Origin of the sequence: Thalassomonas sp. M1454 (assembly GCF_007097525.1) — a bacterium.
GTDB lineage: Bacteria > Pseudomonadota > Gammaproteobacteria > Enterobacterales > Alteromonadaceae > Thalassotalea_A.
This window is the reverse complement of record NZ_VKDD01000007.1, coordinates 105,362-124,261: the sequence shown is the minus strand read 5'-3', so window position 1 is coordinate 124,261 and position 18,900 is coordinate 105,362. Positions and strand designations below refer to the sequence as shown.

17 protein-coding genes and 1 rRNA gene are annotated in these 18,900 nt (G+C 38.0%); 2 read left to right on the top strand and 16 right to left on the bottom strand.

Translation table 11 applies throughout. From position 1 onward, the window contains the following. Positions 1-128 (bottom strand): 16S ribosomal RNA (locus FNN08_RS14570); the annotation flags it as partial. Positions 129-873: 745 nt separating this feature from the next. Here FNN08_RS14570 and FNN08_RS14565 point away from each other — a divergent pair. Continuing rightward, positions 874-1,794 carry a manganese-dependent inorganic pyrophosphatase gene (locus tag FNN08_RS14565; protein WP_143587070.1) on the top strand — a complete coding sequence of 307 codons (921 nt, stop codon included), beginning with the start codon at positions 874-876 and terminating at the stop codon, positions 1,792-1,794. A 124-nt stretch (positions 1,795-1,918) separates the two neighbouring features. Here FNN08_RS14565 and fadA read toward each other — a convergent pair whose 3' ends face one another. The 4 genes from fadA to FNN08_RS14545 form a co-directional block, all read right to left on the bottom strand. Further along, the gene (fadA, locus tag FNN08_RS14560; protein WP_143587069.1) at positions 1,919-3,082 is read right to left on the bottom strand and encodes an acetyl-CoA C-acyltransferase FadA; all 1,164 of its coding nucleotides are present in this window, start codon (positions 3,080-3,082) and stop codon (positions 1,919-1,921) included. Positions 3,083-3,096: 14 nt separating this feature from the next. After that, positions 3,097-5,274: a fatty acid oxidation complex subunit alpha FadB gene (fadB, locus tag FNN08_RS14555; protein WP_143587067.1), complete on the bottom strand. Its 2,178-nt coding sequence runs from the start codon at positions 5,272-5,274 to the stop codon at positions 3,097-3,099. Positions 5,275-5,476: 202 nt separating this feature from the next. After that, complete coding sequence (locus FNN08_RS14550; protein ID WP_143587066.1) at positions 5,477-5,938, bottom strand: TlpA disulfide reductase family protein; 462 nt, start codon at positions 5,936-5,938, stop codon at positions 5,477-5,479. Between the two features lie 6 nt (positions 5,939-5,944). Beyond that, a complete protein-coding gene (locus FNN08_RS14545; protein WP_143587064.1) occupies positions 5,945-6,274 on the bottom strand; it encodes a hypothetical protein in 330 nt (109 codons plus the stop codon). A gap of 185 nt (positions 6,275-6,459) precedes the next feature. Here FNN08_RS14545 and FNN08_RS14540 point away from each other — a divergent pair, with 185 nt between their 5' ends. Further along, positions 6,460-7,296 carry a 2OG-Fe(II) oxygenase family protein gene (locus tag FNN08_RS14540; RefSeq protein WP_143587062.1) on the top strand — a complete coding sequence of 279 codons (837 nt, stop codon included), beginning with the start codon at positions 6,460-6,462 and terminating at the stop codon, positions 7,294-7,296. 73 nt (positions 7,297-7,369) lie between these two features. Here FNN08_RS14540 and FNN08_RS14535 read toward each other — a convergent pair whose 3' ends face one another. The 11 genes from FNN08_RS14535 to FNN08_RS14485 form a co-directional block, all read right to left on the bottom strand. After that, entirely contained in the window at positions 7,370-8,110 is a 741-nt protein-coding gene (locus FNN08_RS14535; protein WP_143587060.1) for a phosphoadenylyl-sulfate reductase, read from the bottom strand. Continuing rightward, positions 8,103-9,824 (bottom strand): assimilatory sulfite reductase (NADPH) hemoprotein subunit, encoded by a 1,722-nt coding sequence (gene cysI / locus FNN08_RS14530; protein WP_143587057.1) that lies wholly within the window; start codon positions 9,822-9,824, stop codon positions 8,103-8,105. Before cysI ends, FNN08_RS14535 begins: the two co-directional genes overlap by 8 nt. Further along, the gene (locus FNN08_RS14525) at positions 9,824-11,623 is read right to left on the bottom strand and encodes an assimilatory sulfite reductase (NADPH) flavoprotein subunit (RefSeq protein ID WP_143587056.1); all 1,800 of its coding nucleotides are present in this window, start codon (positions 11,621-11,623) and stop codon (positions 9,824-9,826) included. Before FNN08_RS14525 ends, cysI begins: the two co-directional genes overlap by 1 nt. 212 nt (positions 11,624-11,835) lie before the next feature. Beyond that, the gene (locus FNN08_RS14520) at positions 11,836-14,412 is read right to left on the bottom strand and encodes a glycoside hydrolase family 3 C-terminal domain-containing protein (RefSeq protein WP_143587054.1); all 2,577 of its coding nucleotides are present in this window, start codon (positions 14,410-14,412) and stop codon (positions 11,836-11,838) included. Between the two features lie 199 nt (positions 14,413-14,611). Beyond that, a complete protein-coding gene (locus FNN08_RS14515; RefSeq protein ID WP_143587052.1) occupies positions 14,612-15,328 on the bottom strand; it encodes a TIGR04219 family outer membrane beta-barrel protein in 717 nt (238 codons plus the stop codon). Between the two features lie 8 nt (positions 15,329-15,336). Then, the gene (locus FNN08_RS14510) at positions 15,337-16,329 is read right to left on the bottom strand and encodes a DUF2333 family protein (RefSeq protein ID WP_143587050.1); all 993 of its coding nucleotides are present in this window, start codon (positions 16,327-16,329) and stop codon (positions 15,337-15,339) included. Between the two features lie 9 nt (positions 16,330-16,338). Beyond that, positions 16,339-16,797, bottom strand: coding sequence for a copper chaperone PCu(A)C (locus FNN08_RS14505; RefSeq protein WP_143587048.1), 459 nt, complete (start codon positions 16,795-16,797; stop codon positions 16,339-16,341). Positions 16,798-16,993: 196 nt separating this feature from the next. Beyond that, positions 16,994-17,332: a hypothetical protein gene (locus FNN08_RS14500; protein ID WP_143587046.1), complete on the bottom strand. Its 339-nt coding sequence runs from the start codon at positions 17,330-17,332 to the stop codon at positions 16,994-16,996. Positions 17,333-17,379: 47 nt separating this feature from the next. After that, a complete protein-coding gene (locus tag FNN08_RS14495) occupies positions 17,380-17,586 on the bottom strand; it encodes a PspC domain-containing protein (RefSeq protein WP_143587044.1) in 207 nt (68 codons plus the stop codon). Positions 17,587-17,777: 191 nt separating this feature from the next. Next, on the bottom strand, positions 17,778-18,440 hold the full coding sequence (gene pspA, locus FNN08_RS14490) for a phage shock protein PspA (protein ID WP_143587042.1): 663 nt from the start codon (positions 18,438-18,440) through the stop codon (positions 17,778-17,780). A 13-nt stretch (positions 18,441-18,453) separates the two neighbouring features. Then, positions 18,454-18,771: a hypothetical protein gene (locus FNN08_RS14485; protein ID WP_143587040.1), complete on the bottom strand. Its 318-nt coding sequence runs from the start codon at positions 18,769-18,771 to the stop codon at positions 18,454-18,456. Positions 18,772-18,900 lie beyond the last annotated feature (129 nt).

Genomic DNA, 18,900 nt, shown 5'->3' with positions numbered 1-18,900 from the left:
CCCAAGCATTACTCACCCGTCCGCCGCTCGACGCCGAAAGTGCAAGCACTTTCTCGTTTCCGCTCGACTTGCATGTGTTAAGCCTGCCGCCAGCGTTCAATCTGAGCCATGATCAAACTCTTCAATTAAAAAGTGTTTTTTGAATCAACAAGTGATTCGGCTCAATGAATTCTGATGCTTAATCCGAAGATTAAGACTTTTTACATAAAACCATAACCAATCTTAAGAACAAGTCCGAAGATTAATTAAGTCGTTTTGTGTGTTCATTCATCATTAAGTTAATTTGCTACTAAGTAGCTATGTAAAATCAACATCAATGTGAGTGCCCACACAAATTGCATGATAACTAATTGTTAAAGAGGTTATAAACGTTCGTTTATAACAAGAGCAAGTCGCATTCGCTTAACTCTTTATGCTTGCAGAAAACATTACTGTTTAACCTAAGCAGGAGGCGCATTATAAACACCTCAGTTAGTAAGTCAACAGCTTTTATAAAAGATTTTATAAAAAGTTTTTGTTAACTTTAAGTAGTAAGTAATTACTCATCACTTAAGCTTCTAACTGTTCTCTGGGTTGCCCCGAAGAAGTGAAGCGCATTGTATAGATTTGCAGATGAAGATCAACACTTTTTTCTTAATTTTTGGCATTATTTTTTATTCGTTTATTATTCATACAAAAACTGTTATTTAGTTGTTCAACTCCGTTATTTTTGTCTCTTATATATTAACTATTGTTGTATTTGTAAATATTTTAAAAAAGCGAAACCATTTATTATTGCCCTTAACGCTGTAAATATTAGTTGTTTTTAAAAGTTTATTTAAATGCTTGATTATTTTTTGTTAGAATGTGCCGCAATTAAAGGAGAGTATTTATATGCCAGCTTATGTAGTGGGTCACAAGATCCCTGATTCAGATTCAATTGCTTCAGCTATAGCGTTGTCTTATTTAAAGACAACAATCGGTGAAGATGCAGTACCAGCTCGTTTAGGTGAGTTATCGCCAGAGACTAAATTCATTTTAGAAAAGTTTGGTTTTGAAGAGCCAATGCTTAAAACTAGCTATGCTGGTGAAGGCATTTATATTGTCGATCATTCAGATAAGGTGCAAGGACCTGATGATATCGATGAAGCAACAGTATTAGGTATTATTGATCATCATAAACTTGGCGATATTACCACTTCTACTCCTCTAGAGTGTTGGATCCGCCCTGTAGGTTGTACCAATACTATCATCAAAATGATGTATGACTTCCACTCAGTAGAAATTCCAAAAGATATTGCTGGTTTAATGATGTGCGCTATTTTAAGTGACACAGTTATTTTCAAATCACCAACTTGTACTACCGCAGATATCAAATGTGTTGAAGCACTAGCTGAAATTGCAGGTATTGAAGACTACAAAGCTTTAGGCATGGAAATGTTCGAAGTTAAGTCTGCAGTGTCTGGTACTCCAGTACGTGATCTAGTATTACGTGACTTTAAAGATTTCAACATGAATGGTAAAAAAGTTGGTATCGGCCAATTAGAAGTTATCGACTTAGCAATCTTTGATGATATGAAAGCTGACCTGCAAGCCGATATCGCCGCATTAAAAGCTGAAGGCGAACGTCATAGCGTATTGTTATTGTTAACTGACATTATGAAAGAAGGTTCTGAGATTTTAGTTGCAAGTGATGATGATAACTTAACACTTAACGCTTTTGGTAGTGCAACAACTGATGGCAAAGTGTGGGTTGATGGTGTTCTTAGCCGTAAAAAGCAAGTAGTACCACCACTACAAGATAGTTTAGCGTAAGTTAGACTCATTAATTTATACAAAAAGCCCAGCAATCGCTGGGCTTTTTATTAACAAATGTCCGGTCCTAAAAGAGGTTTATAGTTTTAGGACTTATATATGGACACTTAACTTGTCTCTTAATTTATCCGCGTTCAAATACGGTAGCTATACCTTGGCCTAAACCAATACACATTGTTGCTAAACCAATAGATGCATCTTTAGCTTCCATCAAGTTAACTAGTGTTGTTGAGATACGAGTACCAGAACAACCTAATGGGTGACCAAGTGCAATTGCACCACCGTTAAGGTTAATTTTTTCATCCATAACATCTAACATGTCTAATGATTTAATACATGATAGTGCTTGTGCAGCAAATGCTTCGTTAAATTCTGCAACATCGATATCAGCAGTTGTTAAACCAGCACGTTTTAGTGCCTTTTTCGTTGCCGGTACAGGGCCGTAACCCATAGTTGCAGGATCGCAACCTGCAACAGCCATGCTACGAACTTTAACACGAGGTGTTAAACCTAGCTCTTTTGCACGTTTTGCCGACATTACTAACATTGCACTTGCACCGTCAGATAACGCTGATGAAGTCCCTGCTGTAACAGAGCCATTAACTGGATCAAATACCGGACGAAGTGTTGATAAGCTTTCAACCGTACATTCAGGGCGAATTACTTCATCATTAGTAATTAGCTTTAATGCACCAGTTTCATCGTGGCCTTCAACACCAACAATTTCATTGTCCCAACGACCTTCTTGCTGCGCGGCAAATGCACGTTGATGTGAACGCGCACCAAACTCGTCTTGCATTTCACGAGTGATACCATGTTGGCGACCTAGCAGTTCCGCTGTTAAGCCCATGTTGCCACCAGCTTTTGCCATGTATTGTGCCATTGCAGGAGCAAAGTCTACATCGTACATCATAGGTACATGACCCATGTGTTCAACACCGCCAACTAAGAACACATCACCTTGACCTGCCATAATTGAGGTAGATGCATCATGTAGTGCTTGCATTGATGAACCACATAAGCGGTTAACCGTAACGCCAGCAACTGACTTAGGAAGACCTGCAAGTAATGACGCATTACGAGCAATGTTAAAGCCCTGCTCTTTAGTTTGTTTAACACAACCCCAGATAACGTCTTCAATTTCACTTGGATCAAGTTTTGGATTACGCTTAAGGATTTGTTCCATTAAGTTTGCTGATAATTCTTCTGCACGTACATTGCGAAAGATACCATTTTTTGAACGCCCCATTGGAGAGCGGATACAATCGATAATAACTACTTCATTCATAAATAATTCCTGCCCTACTTTGCTGCGTTAGTTTTAACGTCGGTGTTAAAATAAGACGAGCCGTTCTTAGCCATCTCACGTAAACCATCTGTTACTTGATAAATTTCACCTAAGTGTGCGTACTTATCGGCTACAGCAATAAATTCATTTAAACCAAAGGTTTCTAAATAACGAATTGGACCACCTCTAAATGGAGGGAAACCTAAACCATAAATAAGACCCATATCAGCTTCTTGTGCCGTATCAACAACACCTTCTTCTAAACAACGAATGGTTTCATTAACCATAGGGATCATTAAGCGAGCGATAATTTCTTCACTGCTAAAATCTGCTTTATCGCCGCAGATGCTAGCAAGTAACTCAACACTTGCTGCGCTAGCAGCCTTTTGAGGACGACCACGTTTGTCTTTTGTATGCTCGTAAAAACCAACACCATTCTTTTGACCATAACGTTCGTTTTTATATAACAAGCCAACAGGGTCGTTATCTGTTTTAGGCATACGAGTTGGGAAACCTGCAGCCATAACATCAGTACAGTGATCAGCAGTATCTAAACCAACAACATCTAAAAGATATGCAGGCCCCATAGGCCAACCGTATTGCTTCTCCATAACCTTATCAACGGCAGTAAAGTCTGCACCATCAAGTAGAAGTTGCGCAAAACCAGCAAAGTATGGGAATAAAACACGATTAATGTAAAAACCTGGACAATCGTTCACTACAATTGGTGACTTACCCATTTTAGCCGCGTATGCAACAACGGCAGCAACGGTATCATCGGAAGTATCTTTACCACGAATAACTTCTACCAATGGCATTTTGTTTACTGGATTAAAGAAATGCATACCACAAAAACGCTCAGGTTTTTCTAGGCTTTGTGCAAGTAAGTCGATTGAAATAGTTGAAGTGTTTGAGGTAATGATAGCGTCATCACTTACATGAGTTTCAACTTCTTTTAAAACGATGCCTTTAACTTTAGGATTTTCAACAACGGCTTCCACTACTACGTCAACATCTTTAATGCTGTCATAAGAAAGCGAAGGTGTGATGTTGTTTAGTGTGGCAGCCATCTTTTTAACGTTTAAGCGGCCACGTTCAACTTGTTTGGTTAAAATGCCTGCAGCAGTGTTTAAGCCTAAATCAAGTGCGGCATCATTAATATCTTTCATTACAATTGGCGTGCCTTTATAAGCAGACTGATATGCAATACCACCGCCCATAATACCAGCGCCTAATACAGCAGCTTTATTTACTGCCTTTTTAGCACTTTTCGATGCTTTTTTAGCTTTACCTTTTACTACTTGATCCGCTAAGAACAAACCTACTTGTGCGCTAGCAGCATCGGTTTTTGCTAATACACCAAATGCTGCATTTTCTAGCAACATTGCTTCAGTGCGATTAAGTTTTACTGATTTTTCAAGTAACGCAACGGTAGCAACTGGCGACGGGTAATGCTTACCTGCTTTAGCAGCAACCATACCTTTAGCCGTATTAAAGCTCATGGTATGTTCAATCGGAGATAATTTTACTGGATCTAGTTTAGCTTGCTTTCTTTGTTGCCAATCTAATTCACCAGCAATGGCATCTTTTAGCATAGAGATAGCAGCAGCTTTTAAATTCTCCGGTGCTACAACGGCATCAACCGCACGAAAATCTAATGCTTGTTGTGCTTTATAAGCTTTACCAGTTGTCATCCATTCAAGCGCATTATCAACACCAATGACACGAGGCAAACGCACAGTACCACCAAAACCAGGCATTAAACCAAGCTTAACTTCTGGTAAGCCTATACTTGCTGAAGTATCAGCAACACGTAAATCACAAGCTAAGATAACTTCACAGCCGCCACCTAAAGCAAAACCATTAACCGCAGCAACGGTTGGCATATTTAAGTCTTCAAATGCATCAAAAATATCACTACTGTTTTTAAATAGTGCTGCAATTTCATCATCAGGTGTTTTAAATAGTTCAGTAAATTCAGTAATGTCGGCACCTACAATAAAAGTAGATTTTGCCGAAGTAACAACTACACCTTTTGCTTCATCACATGCTGCGATAGCTTTTATGGCGTTACTGTAATCAGCTAACGTTGCGATATTTAATGCGTTAACCGACCCTTTCGAATTGAAACATAGCTCAACGATACCATCGTCAAGTAGTTGGGCAGTGAGGCTATTGCCTTGATAAATCATGCCGATACTCCTAATCTCTGTGAGATATTGAATTATTATAATTTAACTTTTAGTTGCCTGAGTTTGCCTTGTCTTGGAGAGCAAATCAATATAAATTTAAACAAGCGTTTAAATTTATCGTTTAAATTTTATTCAGGTAATAAAAAAGGCCGAATCATCTTAAAGATAATTCGGCCTACTTTGAGATAGCTATTTTTATAAATTAATTTTGCATTAATTGTACTAATTCAGCTTCGTAACTTGCTTTTTTGTCATTAAAAAAGCCAACATGTGCAGACTTAGGTTGGCCGTCTTTACCTATAAGATAACTACTTGGCATACCTTTTAGTTTAAATTCCTTAGCTATAATGCCTTTAGGATCGTAAAGCACAGTAAAGTTTGCTGGATTTTCTAGAAGAAACTCTTCTGCTAATTCTTTTTCTACATCAAGGTTAATGGTAATGACCTTAAAACCTTTGTCTTTATACTTAGCTTCCATTTCATTCATCCATGGAAATGACTTGCGACAAGGAATACACCAAGAAGCCCAAAAGTCTAAGTAGATCACTTTACCCTTATTGGCATCTAATAATTGCTGCAATTGTGCTTTACTATTGTCATTGGCAAAACTGCTAAAATTAAAACAGGTTAATAATAAAGTCAGTACAAATAGTTTAATCTTCATCTTCAATTACTGCTTAGTTTCTGTTTTTGTATCTTCAGATTGAGGATGCTCTTCTTCCAAAATAACATCAACACTTTCAGGATTTTCGCAACGGTCACTACTCATATCATCTCGATAATAACGAAGGTTTACACAATCTAATTCATAGCGTCTTTGCAATTCAGTACGTTTGATCGGTTCATTTTTGGCATTTACAATTTGACGCTGTAACTGGCTACACTCAGCTTGTTGCTCAGAACTAAAAGTTATTTCATCACACGGGTCTGGTTGAAAAAAAGAACAGCCGACTTGAGTTAATAATACTGTGGATACTAATGCGATAGTGGTTGTTTTCATTTAGATAGCCTAATACATAGATAACGGGAATTTATAGCAATTTGATTAAATTGATATCATTAAAAAGTAACATATCATTTACCCTATAAATCGGCAATTCAAACATTCTAGTATTTGAATCATTTTACCCAAATTAGCAAAAATAGATTAAAATTAAGCTAATTATATATTTTTTAGGAAAACATATGCAGGTTGTTGATTATTTATCAGAAAATGCAGGGCAAGAATTTGTCGCTTCATTACGTGAAACAGGTTTCGGAGTATTACGTAATCACCCTATTAAACAAGAGTTAGTTGAGTCTATTTATCAAAATTGGCAACAATTTTTTTTAGCTGGTAATAAAGAAGATTTTGCTTTTGATCCGGAAAAACAAGATGGATTTTTCAGTAGTGAAATCTCAGAAACCGCTAAAGGCCATAAACAAAAAGATATTAAAGAGTATTATCATATTTACCCGTGGGGTCGTATTCCTGAGGAATTAAAAACTGAAATTCTGCACTATTATCAGTTAGCTTCCGAATTAGCTAAAGAGCTATTAAATTGGGTTGAACAATATAGCCCTGCAGAAGTTGCCAAGCTTTATTCAGAGCCATTATCAAATATGATCATGGACACCCCTAATACTCTATTACGTGTGTTGCATTACCCGCCGCTATCTGGTGATGAAGAAATGGGCGCAATAAGAGCTGCAGCACATGAAGATATTAATCTATTAACCATTTTACCAGCGGCTAATGAACCAGGTTTGCAAGTACAGTTAAAATCAGGTGAATGGCAAGATGTACCATCAGATTTTGGTAATCTCATTATTAATATCGGTGATATGCTACAAGAAGCTTCTGGTGGTTACTTTCCATCAACGAGTCATCGAGTGATAAACCCAGAAGGCAGTGATGCAAGTAAATCAAGAATTTCATTACCGCTATTTTTACACCCAAGAAGTGAAGTAAAACTATCTGAGCGTCATACCCAGCACAGTTATTTACTTGAACGACTACGCGAGCTTGGCGTAAAAGTTTAACTAAATATCAAGGTGTCAGAGTTGTTGAAATCAACTAAACAGATTTCAACAACTCTGACACCTTGAAAGTTTTTTAGATGCCATCACCGTCGGTGTGCAAACCACACTCACGTTGCATGCCATTGAAACGTCCATCATCTTCAGACATACCGGCCGTTATCGGCTTGCTTGAGTGTACATCTCCAACCGACATATAGCCTTGTTCCCACAGTGGGTGATATGGCAGATTATGCTCAGTTAAATATTCATGGATTTGCTTATTACTCCAATCAATAATTGGGTGTACTTTAAAGCGACCACGAATTACCTGTAGCACTTGTAGAGTCTTTCGGTGCTCTGTTTGACTACGGCGAACACCAGAAAACCATGTATTTACATGCAACTCTTCTAAACCTTTTTCTAACGGTTTAACTTTGTTCTCAAGGTTATACTGTTTTAACTCTTCTTCACCTAATTTCCATTGCTCACCATATCGAGCTTGTTGCCAAGCAGGAGATAAGTCTGAACGAAACACATGCAAATTTAGATTCAAACGTTTCGTTAACTCATCAATAAATTGATATGTTTCTGGAAATAAATGCCCAGTATCAGTTAACACAATTGGTATGTCTGGTTGAATTTGAGTGATCATATGAAGCATCACTGCAGACTGAATACCAAAGCTTGAAGTTAACGCAAAATTACTTGGTAAATTCTCTAGCGCCCACTGCACTCGTTGAGTTGCAGTAGAATTTTCTAGTTGTAAATTCCACTGCGCCAATAAGCTATCAGGTAACGATGCAGGAAAGCGACTTTTCATTGCTAAATTAGTCATGAAAATCCCTAGCACTATTTTTAACTTCAGCGACTATACCAACGCGAATAACAAAATCACCGAAACATTCAGCTTCATTTCGCCCAGCAACCCACTGACCAATTAACTCATCGATAATCGTAAGAATTTCAGCTGAGTTAATATTTTCTTTATGTAATTTAGGTACTCGTGTCCCTTGTGTATTACCACCTAAGTAAAGGTTGTATTTATCAGGCCCGCGACCAACTAACCCAATTTCAGCTAACATCGCGCGGCCACAACCATTTGGACAACCGGTTACGCGAAAAATTATATGCTCATCACTAATACCATGTTTACCTAAAAGACCTTCTATTTGAGTAACATACTCAGGTAAAAATCGTTCAGCCTCTGCCATAGCTAATGGACACGTAGGAAATGCTACACAGGCCATTGAGTTTTGACGCTGATTTGATTGAGCACTGTCAATTAAGCCATGTTCAAGAGCAATACGTTCAATTTCTGCTTTATCCGCTTTAGCAACACCGGCAATGATTAGGTTCTGGTTTGCCGTCATGCGCAGATCACCTTTATGGATCTCAGCAATTTTACGAACGCCAGTTTTTAAAGCACCTTGATCATTATCTTTGATGCGGCCATTTTCAATAAATAGAGTTAAATGATGTTTATTATCAATGCCCTCAACCCAACCAATGCGATCACCACGAGAGGTAAACTCATATGGTTTAGATGCTTCAAATGCAATACCTGTGCGTTTTTCAACCTCAGATTTAAAGGTATCAATACCAACTCGGTCTAGAGTGTACTTAGTTTTTGCATTCTTACGATTAACACGGTTACCCCAATCGCGCTGAGTAGTTACTACAGCTTCAGCAAATGCTAAGGTATCGGCTAATTTAATAAAGCCAAAGTCATCAGCGCGGCGCGGATAAGTTGATTTATCGCCAAAGGTCATGGCTAAACCGCCACCGACTAAAACATTAAAACCAATTAAGTCTGTACCATCACTAATGGCAACAAAGTTTAAATCATTGGCATGTACATCAATGTCATTACTTGGCGGAATAACTACGGTAGTTTTAAATTTACGCGGTAAGTAGTTATCACCTAAAATTGGCTCTACAGGAGAGTTTGTTTCTTCAACTTTTTCGCCATCTAGCCAAACTTCTGCATAAGCACGAGTTCTTGGCAGTAAGTGCTCGCTTATCTTGGTTGCCCATTCGTAAGCCTGTTGATGTAAAGCTGATTCAACTGGATTAGATGTACATAGTACATTACGATTTACATCACCAGCAGTCGCAATTGAGTCAATGCCAATACTGTTTAGCGTTTGATGCATTAACTTAATATTTGGCTTTAATACACCATGAAACTGAAAGGTTTGACGTGTAGTTAAACGAATACTGCCATAAGATGTATGAGTATCGGCAAACTCATCAATAGCCAACCATTGTTTTGGCGTGATAATACCGCCGGGCATTCTCGCTCTAAGCATAACATTATGTAAAGGCTCTAATTTTTGCTTAGCACGCTCGGCACGTATATCACGATCATCTTGCTGATACATACCATGGAAACGAATAAGCTGGAAATTATCAGCAGTAAAGCCACCAGTAATTTCATCACTAAGATCTTCGGTAATTGTACCTCGTAAATTTTTACTTTCGCCCTTAATTCTTTCGTTAACGGCTAAGGTACCTTGTACCACATTTGGGTCAATAACTTGATTAGACATTAATATACATCCTTCTGGTAACGCTTATTAATGCGTAATTGTTTTAAATACTCTTGAGCTTGCTCAGCTGATTTTTGGCCATGCTCGCTTATAATTTCGATAAGTGCTTGGTGTACGTCTTTAGCCATACGTGACATATCGCCACAAATGTATAAGTGTGCGCCACTCTCAAGCCATGCAAAAACTTCGCTACCTTGAGCTTTAAGTTTGTCCTGTACGTATATTTTTTCTGCTTGATCACGTGAAAAGGCAACGTCCATGCGGCTTAATTCACCTGATTTAAGGTAAGCTTGCCATTCAACTTGATATAAGAAATCTTGTGTGAAAGTTTGATCGCCAAAGAACAACCAGTTTTTACCAGAAGCTTCTTCTGCACTTCGTTGTTGGATAAAGGCTCTAAATGGAGCCACGCCAGTGCCTGGGCCTATCATGATTGTTGCGGTTTCAGGATTCTCAGGCAGACGGAAATTATTGTTATGCTCAATAAAGACTCTTACTTCATCGTCTTCTTGTAAGCGTTCAATCAAAAAGCCAGAAGCACAACCTAAGCGTTGTTCATCGCCTACTTGGTATTCAACAAGACCAACAGTTAAATGCACCTCTTCTTCCACATCAGCTTGACTAGATGCGATTGAATAAAGTCTTGGCGTAAGCGCAGCTAAAGTTGCAACTAGTTGTTGCGCCGATACTTTTGCAGGATATTTTTTCGCAAAATCAATAAACTGGACGCCATTTATTAAATCACGTAGTTGCTCTGCATTCGCAAGTAACGAAGTTAACTCTGCATTGTCTGCTAGCTCAGCCCAAGCCACAATACTGGCTTTATTTAATTTAGTTATTTCTAAGTCAGAGATTAATGCTTGCTCTAAGCTAGTTTCTTTATCATTAACCGATACACTTTCGCTAACATCTAACTTCAACAATGCCGCAATATCTGCGACTAGAGCTTTGTCATTTAATGGAAAAATGCCTAAAGCATCACCCGGTTGGTAGGTAATACCTGAGTCGGATAAATCAATTTCAATATGCTGAACGACTTTATTAGAGTCGCGGCCAGTGATCTTTTGATTAGCCAAAATAGTGGCCGTAAAAGGATTTTCTTTACTGTACTGACTCGTTTGTGACGAGTTAGCACTTTCAAGAGGTAACTGCACTACATCGGCTGTTGTCGCTTTAAGCTGCGAGGCAACATCCTTTAATACCGTATCTTGCCAATCTTTAGCAGGTTGTTGGTAATCTAGATCGCAGTCAATACGAGGGCTAAGAGCTTTAGCGCCAAGCTTACTTAGCATTTCGTCAAAGTCTTTACCTGTTTGACAGAAGAATTCATAACTTGAATCGCCTAAAGCCAGTACTGAATAGTTCAGGTTTGGAAGTTTTGGCGCTCGTTTTGAACCTAAAAACTCATGTAAAGCAATCGCATCATCAGGCGGTTCACCCTCGCCATTGGTACTAGTTATAACTAATACATGCGATTCATTCTTAAGGTTCTTACCTTTATAGTCAGCCATATTAAAAGTACTAACTTGCATTCCTGCACTTTTAGCAGCACTTTCAACTTGGCTTGCAACGCCTTTAGCATTACCAGTTTGTGAACCATATAAAATAGTCAGCTTAGCTGCTGTGCTAGCTTCGGCTGAAGGTGCTACTTGATTACCAGGGTTCTCACTTTTTGCGGCAAGATAACCACTAGCCCAAGCAAGCTGTAAAGGTGTGAATTGCTGCGATACCTGTTGCAACTGCTTAAGTTGCTCGGTATTTAAACTTGCAGATGAATCTGTATTGGCTTTTACCAACATACTCTTTATCCAATTATTGACGATTTATTAACAATGAATAAAGAATAAACAGCTAGAACTAAAACATAAAAGAATAGATAACGATTTTTTATTCCAAAAAGGAATATGAGGTAGGTAGTTTAAAAGGTAATAAGTTAGAGAATTTATATCCGACTATCGATCAAACCATATAATTAACCATATAGTTTGATCGAATATCAGACAGTAATGAACTACTGTGTTTTATATGTAAATTGTTTTTGTAAACGAATATCTGATAAAGATGCGCCGAGCAGCACGTTAAAGTTACCTTCTTCAGCTAACCAATCATTGCTATTAACATCCCAAAAAGATAAATCACGCTTATTAAGAGCAATAGTAACTTGCTTAGTTTCGCCTGGCTCAAGGAAAACTTTATCAAAACCTTTAAGCTCTTTCGCAGGACGCTCAACACTTGCCACTTCATCATTCAAATAAAGTTGTACAACCTCAGCGCCAGCAACCTTACCCGTATTGATAACATTGGCAGTGACTACAAGCTGGCCTTCGCCATTAAATACATCGTTTGATAGCTTAATATCAGAGTAGCCAAAATTGGTGTACGACAGGCCATAGCCAAATTCAAACGTTGGCTTAATATTTTGCTGTTCAAACCAGCGATACCCTATAAATACGCCTTCTGAATATAAAGACTCTACGGCGTTATAGTCATTTAGCGCGATAGGCGCTGTATGTTCTAGCTTGGCAGGTAGAGTAATAGGCATTTTACCACTAGGGTTAACGTCGCCGACTAGAATATCAGCAAAAGCGTTACCGGCTTCTTGGCCACCATACCACCCCCAAACTACGGCTTTTGCTTGCTCTGCCCAAGGCATTTCAACTGCAGATCCTGCCACCATAAACACCACAGTATTGGCATTAGCATTAAGCAAATTAGTAATGATTTCATCTTGCGAGTTTGGTAGTTTCATATCAGGGCGGTCGATAGCTTCTCGGTCATCACCATGACTTAAACCACCAAAATAAATAACCGCATCAGCTTGCTTAGCAGCTGTGGTGTATTCTTCAACAGTTGAAAATAAATTACCCGGTGCATCCCAACCTAATACAAATTCTTTATTACCAGCGTATTCGATTTCAAACTTATATACTTGATCTGCAGTTAGGTTTATAGGGTAAGTTAGCTGCTCATTAGTTTTGCCGTCAAAGCTAAGTACTGCTTCACCATTTACCGATACTTTAATGTTGCCATCAGAGTTAAGCTTAAGGATATGTTCACCAGTTTTAAGAGGCTTTATATCTGCCTTCATGGTAATAAAATCATTTTTATCAGCGATAGTAGATTTAAATTCTGAGTTTACAATCCAATTCTCGCTAGTAAGCTCAGTGTGCTTAGCATCATTAAAATACGAAACATTCCAAGCTGGCGTACCTGTCCAATGTCTACTTGCAACATAATCGGCAGCAATAGGCGATAATTCATTTGAACGAGCACGCATAACAGTAATGTTTACTTGCTCACCAAATTCATTTTTTAAACCTTCTAGAGGAGTTACTTCATACAAAGATTTAACTTCTGAAGAGCCTCCACCTTGGCCATGCTTTTTATTAGCATTAGGGCCAAGTACTAAAATATTTTTAATTTTAGATTTATCCCAAGGCAAAACATTATCTTGGTTTTTAAGTAATACCACACCATTAGCACCAATAGTGCGGGCAGCTTGTTGATGCTCTTTAGTGTTACGAGCACCAGGTAGTCGGTTTTCATCAAACAAACCAACGCGGTGCATTAAGCGTAATACTCGGCGAACTTTATCGTCTAATACGGCAACAGGAATATTGCCCGCTTTAATTTCTTCTAAAAATGGCTTTGCAAGAAAGTAGTCATCGTAACTGTCAACATTGGTGCCCATTTCCAAATCAAGCCCGTGTAAAGCAGCGTCACGAGTATTAATATCAACATTCCAGTCAGTAAGCAATACGCCATCAAAGCCCCACTCACCTTTTAGAATATCCATAACTAAGTGTTTTGATTGGTTAGCATTAGTGCCATAGTACTGGTTATATGCGCCCATAATTGAGTACACACCGCCGTCTTTAACCGCTGACTCAAATACAGGTAAATACACTTCTCTTAAGGTACGTTCATCAGGTTTGGCATTAACGCCGATTCGGTTTAATTCCTGCGTATTAAGGGCATAGTGCTTGGCATTAGCGGCAACGTCATGGCTTTGAATTGCTTTTACTTCAGGTACCACTAATTTAGCGGCTAATACTGGGTCTTCACCCATATATTCAAAATTACGGCCATATAAAGGTAGTCGAGCTAAGTTAACACCAGGTCCGAGTATAATGTCTTTACCACGATGTCTAGCTTCACTACCCAACACATTGCCATGCATGGTTGCCATATTTAAATCCCAGCTAGCAGCAACCGAAGTTAAGTGTGGTAAATACGTTGACTGGTCATCATCCCATTCGGCTGAGCTCCAACTGTATTTTTCTATTTGATGGCGAACTCCATGAGGACCATCTGAGAGCCATAACTCAGGAACACCTAGACGCTCAATCGCATCAACATGAAACTTACCGCTTGCATGGACTAAGCTAATTTTTTCTTCTAGCGTTAATTGCGTAAGAATATTTTCAACATCTTGCTCAAGGCCATTAAAACGACTCTCTTGCTCTGATTTTGTTGAGGCTTGACTATCAGCTTCTATGGCACTTTTTTCTGGTGCACATGCAGATAGCAATAATGTTGCGGTTAAAAAAGAGGTAGCGACTGTTATTTTTGTTTTGAGTTGGTTCATCAGCAGACCTTTAAAATATTTTACTTGTTTAAATAATCTCATCATTAAAACATGTAAGCGCTTACACTTAAAGAGATGAAACATAATTTTGTTTATAGGGCTAGCTTACTGCTGATTTAATTACTTCCCCCCCTGAAAGCAAAAAAGCTTAACATGTTGCCATGTTAAGCTTTTTAATCAGGTTATTTAACTAGTTAAGTTAGAAGTGAACTTCTACACCAGCAAATGCGCCATCAAACTGCAGATCAGCGTATACATCATCTAGGTCATCTAATTCTAAATCAACCATGCGGTAACCCGCTTGCAAAGTTACATCAATAAGCATGTTATCAATTAAGGCATATGCAATTCCTGCTTGGTAATCTAATAACGTATGATCATCAATACTTAAAAAGTTACCTTCAGCAAATACACTTAAACCAGTACCCGGAATAGATACTTGTGTTGAAGCGTAAACCATAGGAATAATTTCTTCTACTGTATCAAATGTATCAATCGTTAATAATTCACCATCTAAATCTTTAGCGGTTAAACCGATATCAAAAGAAAACAGGCCATTATCAAATATTTCGTAATACAGAGTGTAATCAGTATAAGACAAATCAATTTCAGAACCTTCAGTAATGAATGAGTTAACAAATTCACTATCTGTTTCTAAACCTTGAGTTACTATTTCTGAATGAGCAATTTTAATGTTAGGAATAAACGGGATTGGATGTTCCAAAGCGGCATAAAAACGACCTTGGCTTTCATCATCAAAGTTATATTCAGTTAAATCATTATTCTCACCATGGCTACCTTCAGCAGCCATATCCCACCCTTGAACGCCAGCATAAACACCTAATATAGTGTCAGCCTTTGCTGAACCACAGGTTAACAACATTGCCGAAGCAATTAACGCAGCAGATTTTTTCATTTTTATTATTATCCTTGACTAAGTAATTCTCTCAAGTCGATTATAGCGGCATTCGCTCGAGATATATAGTTAGCCATAACTAAAGAATGATTAGCAAGTGTACCGAAACCACTACCATTTAAAATCATTGGACTCCAAACAGTTGATTGAGTAGCTTCTAACTCACGAATAATCTGGCTTAAACTTACCGTTGCATTTTTGGTTTCTAATACATCAGCAAAATCAACCTCAATCGCTTGTAGCATATGCAGTAGTGCCCAGCTAGCTCCACGTGCTTCATAAAAAACGTCATCCGTTTTCCACCAACTAGTTTTTACAATAACGGCTGATGCAGAAAAGGTAGATTGGGTTGCATCTCGTTCGCCAGCTAAATCTGTATTAAGTTGATTACGACCCACACTTGAACTTAAACGTTGCGAATAACCACCTAGTCTTTTTTCAACTTCACGCAACCAATCTCTAAGGTTATCGGTACGAGCATAAAATTGTGCATTTTGAACTAACGGATCAGCAAGGTCGCGTCGGTATTTATATAAATCATCAATTGCTGATGCATACTCACCTTCAGCACTTGGTATTGCCCAGTTTTTAGCATCAATATTAAATTTAGGTTGCGCATTCTTTAAATGCTGATTTTCTAATGATTGTGATTGCGAACGAGAAAAAGACTGACGCATAGCTAAAGCTAAATCTCGAACCATCTCTAAAGCGCCAAACTCCCATGCTGGTATATTATCTAGAAGCACAGACGGCGGTAATACATCATTAGACAAATAACCACCGGGTTTATTTAATAACGTTTCTGACACCTTAATCAAAGTAGTCGTTGTTGTATAACCGACAACTGGCTTAAAACCATCAACTTTTGCTGCGGTAATAGCTTCTTCGCGAACGTCAAAGCTGCTCGGTTCAAAACTCCAAAAAACACCCAACAAATAGAACAAGAAGAAAACTAGTGAAGTTATCCCCAATCCAGATTTAAGTGATAAATTTAATTTCATAATATGCCCTTAATGATTGTGCGAATGCGAGTGAGTTTTTTTCTTAAGACCTTGCACTGGTACCTTGATATTTACTGTCTTGCCATTATCAAATTTTAACGCCATGTCTATGCTACTACCTGCCATCAACGGCTCATCTAAATTAAATATCATTACATGATAACCGTGAGGTTGGAGAACCGTTTTATCATTAGCTTTAACAATAATAGATTCAACTTGCTGCATTTGCATCATTCCATCGGCCATTAAATGTTCATGCAATTCAATTCTTGCACTAACAGGTGACGTAATACTCTTAAGCGCTACATCTTTGTCGCCTGTATTTTTAATTAACATATAAGCTGAACTTATTGTGGTGCCAGGGATGGTTTCTCTAACGTATTGCTCGCTAATTGAGATCTCACTCGCCAGTACCGAGCTTGAAAAGAGTACAGATAATAGAAAGGTTAAAATAAAATTATTTTTCATACTAAATCACTTATTAAAGTTATATTAGTTAAATAATCTCTTATTTATTGAGCTGCGACAATGGTTAATAAGCAAATAGCACTAAATAATACAATTTTTGCTAACCATTTAACTTAAATATTATTAATTCAATAACTTAATTGTATCTATAGCCGTTAATATTCAAGATGCTAACGGCTATATAGCGCCTATTTAATTAGGCTTGTACGGGTCTTTTTTCTCGAAAACACAGCCAAATAATAATCGCAATAAAAATTACTGGCCAAAAGATACCTACCCCAACAAGCAGTATAGCGCCAAGAGCTAACAAGCCAGCAAAGATCACAGTACCAAAAACCGTTAATACAATGGCAAGTGTTGCCACAATTAATGCCACCATAACCAGAGCCGAGATACTTAATGCTTTTAGCGGCTCTACTTGATGTTCATCCATATATACGCTTATTTCAAACCACTCCATTAACGTGGTGCCAAAAATATAGGTCAATAATATTGACGCGAAAATGGCAAAAATAAGCGCTTTAAAAAATGACATATTTACCTCTACAGTTACGATTTAACAACTAACGATAATTCAAATAATTAATGACGATTTGGCATTAATAGCGCTGCTACAATATAAGCAACTACAGTTACCATTGGCATCATCAAACCGGCAATGACAACAACAGCTCGAACAAGTAATCTTGGCAGTTCAAAGTGGCGAGCAATACCGCCACAAACACCTGATACTTTTTTGTGAACTAAATCTTTTGCTAATGGGCGCTCTACGCGGTAACTATTACTCATGACTAACTCCTAATTAATTTATATTTCTTTTTAAATTTACACTCTACTCATTACTAAGCTTGCAACGATCGAGCGATACCATAAACACCAGCACTGACAAAAAACGTTACTACTGGCACTAACATAAGGGTAAACATCATTGAAAAAGGAAACATAATTTATACCTTCAATTTTTAGTTATTCACTAACGCCTAAGCGTTAGCTACTTTTTTCTTCATTTGAGCAAGTTCTTGCTCAATCGCATCTTCATTTTCAAGCTCGGCAAACTGACTTTCTAAGCTCTGATTTTGAGTGAAGTCATATGCTTCTACTTGCGCTTCTAGACCATCAATTTTCTGCTGGTAGCGCTCAAATTTTTCAATACTACGTTCAATACTTTCTTTATTGATCGTTTCTCTAGCTTTTAAACGAACCTCAGCAGATTGTTGACGCATGATGATGCTTTCTTGACGACGCTTAGCTTCAGATAATTTATCTTGCAAGCGTTGACTATCATCTTGTACGCCAACGAGTAATTCATCTAGCGTGTTCAGCTCAGCTTGTAGAGCTTCAAGTTGACCAGCAGCTGTATTTTTTTGCTGTAATGCGCTGCGAGCTAAATCATCTCGACCTTTGCTCAGTGCTAGTTCAGCCTTTACTTGCCAGTCTGCCACTTTAGTTTCTACATTACGTACTTGGCGTAACAGGGTTTTCTTTTCTGCAATATTTTTTGCAGCTGCCGATCTTACTTCAACTAGCGTTTCTTCCATTTCTTGGATGATCAAGCGGATCATTTTTTCTGGATTTTCCGCTTTCTCTAATAAACTATTTAAGTTGGCGTTGATAATATCGGTAATTCTTGAAAACATTCCCATGGTTAATTCCTCTCTACTTTGGTAAATCTTCAGATGAATCTTCATCTTCGTTAATATTAATAGTGTTATCCATTTCGCTAATCGTTACAGTTGGCACACCTTTGTCACTTGCAAACATGCTGTCGATTTTAAAGCTAGCAACTTCTTGCTCAATGCTGTTAGCGATATGATTACGTACTTGGTTAAATACCATATGGCTTTGTTGCGAAACTAACATTTCAACTGCTGTTTCTAACGATACTAGCTCTTCAGCTTGTGTTGTTGTGCTTACTGCTGCGCTGCTTGCTAATAATGCTGCGAATAATTTTGCTTTAATAGTTAATGTGTTCATGTTCTTCTCCTGGTTACAGTGTTAGTAAATACTGCTAATAATGATTTATACGTTACAAGTGCTGTGCCAACTTTTAAAAAACTCATAACCAACTGTTTTCAAAGGGTTTTAAGCAACCATAAGAACACG

Excerpts from the sequence above, each read along its gene's own strand:
- FNN08_RS14535 (WP_143587060.1), bottom strand. The coding sequence starts at position 8,110 with ATGACTAATTTAGCAATGAAAAGTCGCTTTCCTGCATCGTTACCTGAT.
- fadB (WP_143587067.1), bottom strand. The coding sequence starts at position 5,274 with ATGATTTATCAAGGCAATAGCCTCACTGCCCAACTACTTGACGATGGT.
- cysI (WP_143587057.1), bottom strand. The coding sequence starts at position 9,824 with ATGTCTAATCAAGTTATTGACCCAAATGTGGTACAAGGTACCTTAGCC.
- FNN08_RS14485 (WP_143587040.1), bottom strand. The coding sequence starts at position 18,771 with ATGAACACATTAACTATTAAAGCAAAATTATTCGCAGCATTATTAGCA.
- FNN08_RS14545 (WP_143587064.1), bottom strand. The coding sequence starts at position 6,274 with ATGAAAACAACCACTATCGCATTAGTATCCACAGTATTATTAACTCAA.
- FNN08_RS14500 (WP_143587046.1), bottom strand. The coding sequence starts at position 17,332 with ATGTCATTTTTTAAAGCGCTTATTTTTGCCATTTTCGCGTCAATATTA.
- pspA (WP_143587042.1), bottom strand. The coding sequence starts at position 18,440 with ATGGGAATGTTTTCAAGAATTACCGATATTATCAACGCCAACTTAAAT.
- FNN08_RS14495 (WP_143587044.1), bottom strand. The coding sequence starts at position 17,586 with ATGAGTAATAGTTACCGCGTAGAGCGCCCATTAGCAAAAGATTTAGTT.
- FNN08_RS14520 (WP_143587054.1), bottom strand. The coding sequence starts at position 14,412 with ATGAACCAACTCAAAACAAAAATAACAGTCGCTACCTCTTTTTTAACC.
- FNN08_RS14515 (WP_143587052.1), bottom strand. The coding sequence starts at position 15,328 with ATGAAAAAATCTGCTGCGTTAATTGCTTCGGCAATGTTGTTAACCTGT.
- FNN08_RS14505 (WP_143587048.1), bottom strand. The coding sequence starts at position 16,797 with ATGAAAAATAATTTTATTTTAACCTTTCTATTATCTGTACTCTTTTCA.
- fadA (WP_143587069.1), bottom strand. The coding sequence starts at position 3,082 with ATGAATGAAGTAGTTATTATCGATTGTATCCGCTCTCCAATGGGGCGT.
- FNN08_RS14565 (WP_143587070.1), top strand. The coding sequence starts at position 874 with ATGCCAGCTTATGTAGTGGGTCACAAGATCCCTGATTCAGATTCAATT.
- FNN08_RS14540 (WP_143587062.1), top strand. The coding sequence starts at position 6,460 with ATGCAGGTTGTTGATTATTTATCAGAAAATGCAGGGCAAGAATTTGTC.
- FNN08_RS14550 (WP_143587066.1), bottom strand. The coding sequence starts at position 5,938 with ATGAAGATTAAACTATTTGTACTGACTTTATTATTAACCTGTTTTAAT.
- FNN08_RS14510 (WP_143587050.1), bottom strand. The coding sequence starts at position 16,329 with ATGAAATTAAATTTATCACTTAAATCTGGATTGGGGATAACTTCACTA.
- FNN08_RS14525 (WP_143587056.1), bottom strand. The coding sequence starts at position 11,623 with ATGTTGGTAAAAGCCAATACAGATTCATCTGCAAGTTTAAATACCGAG.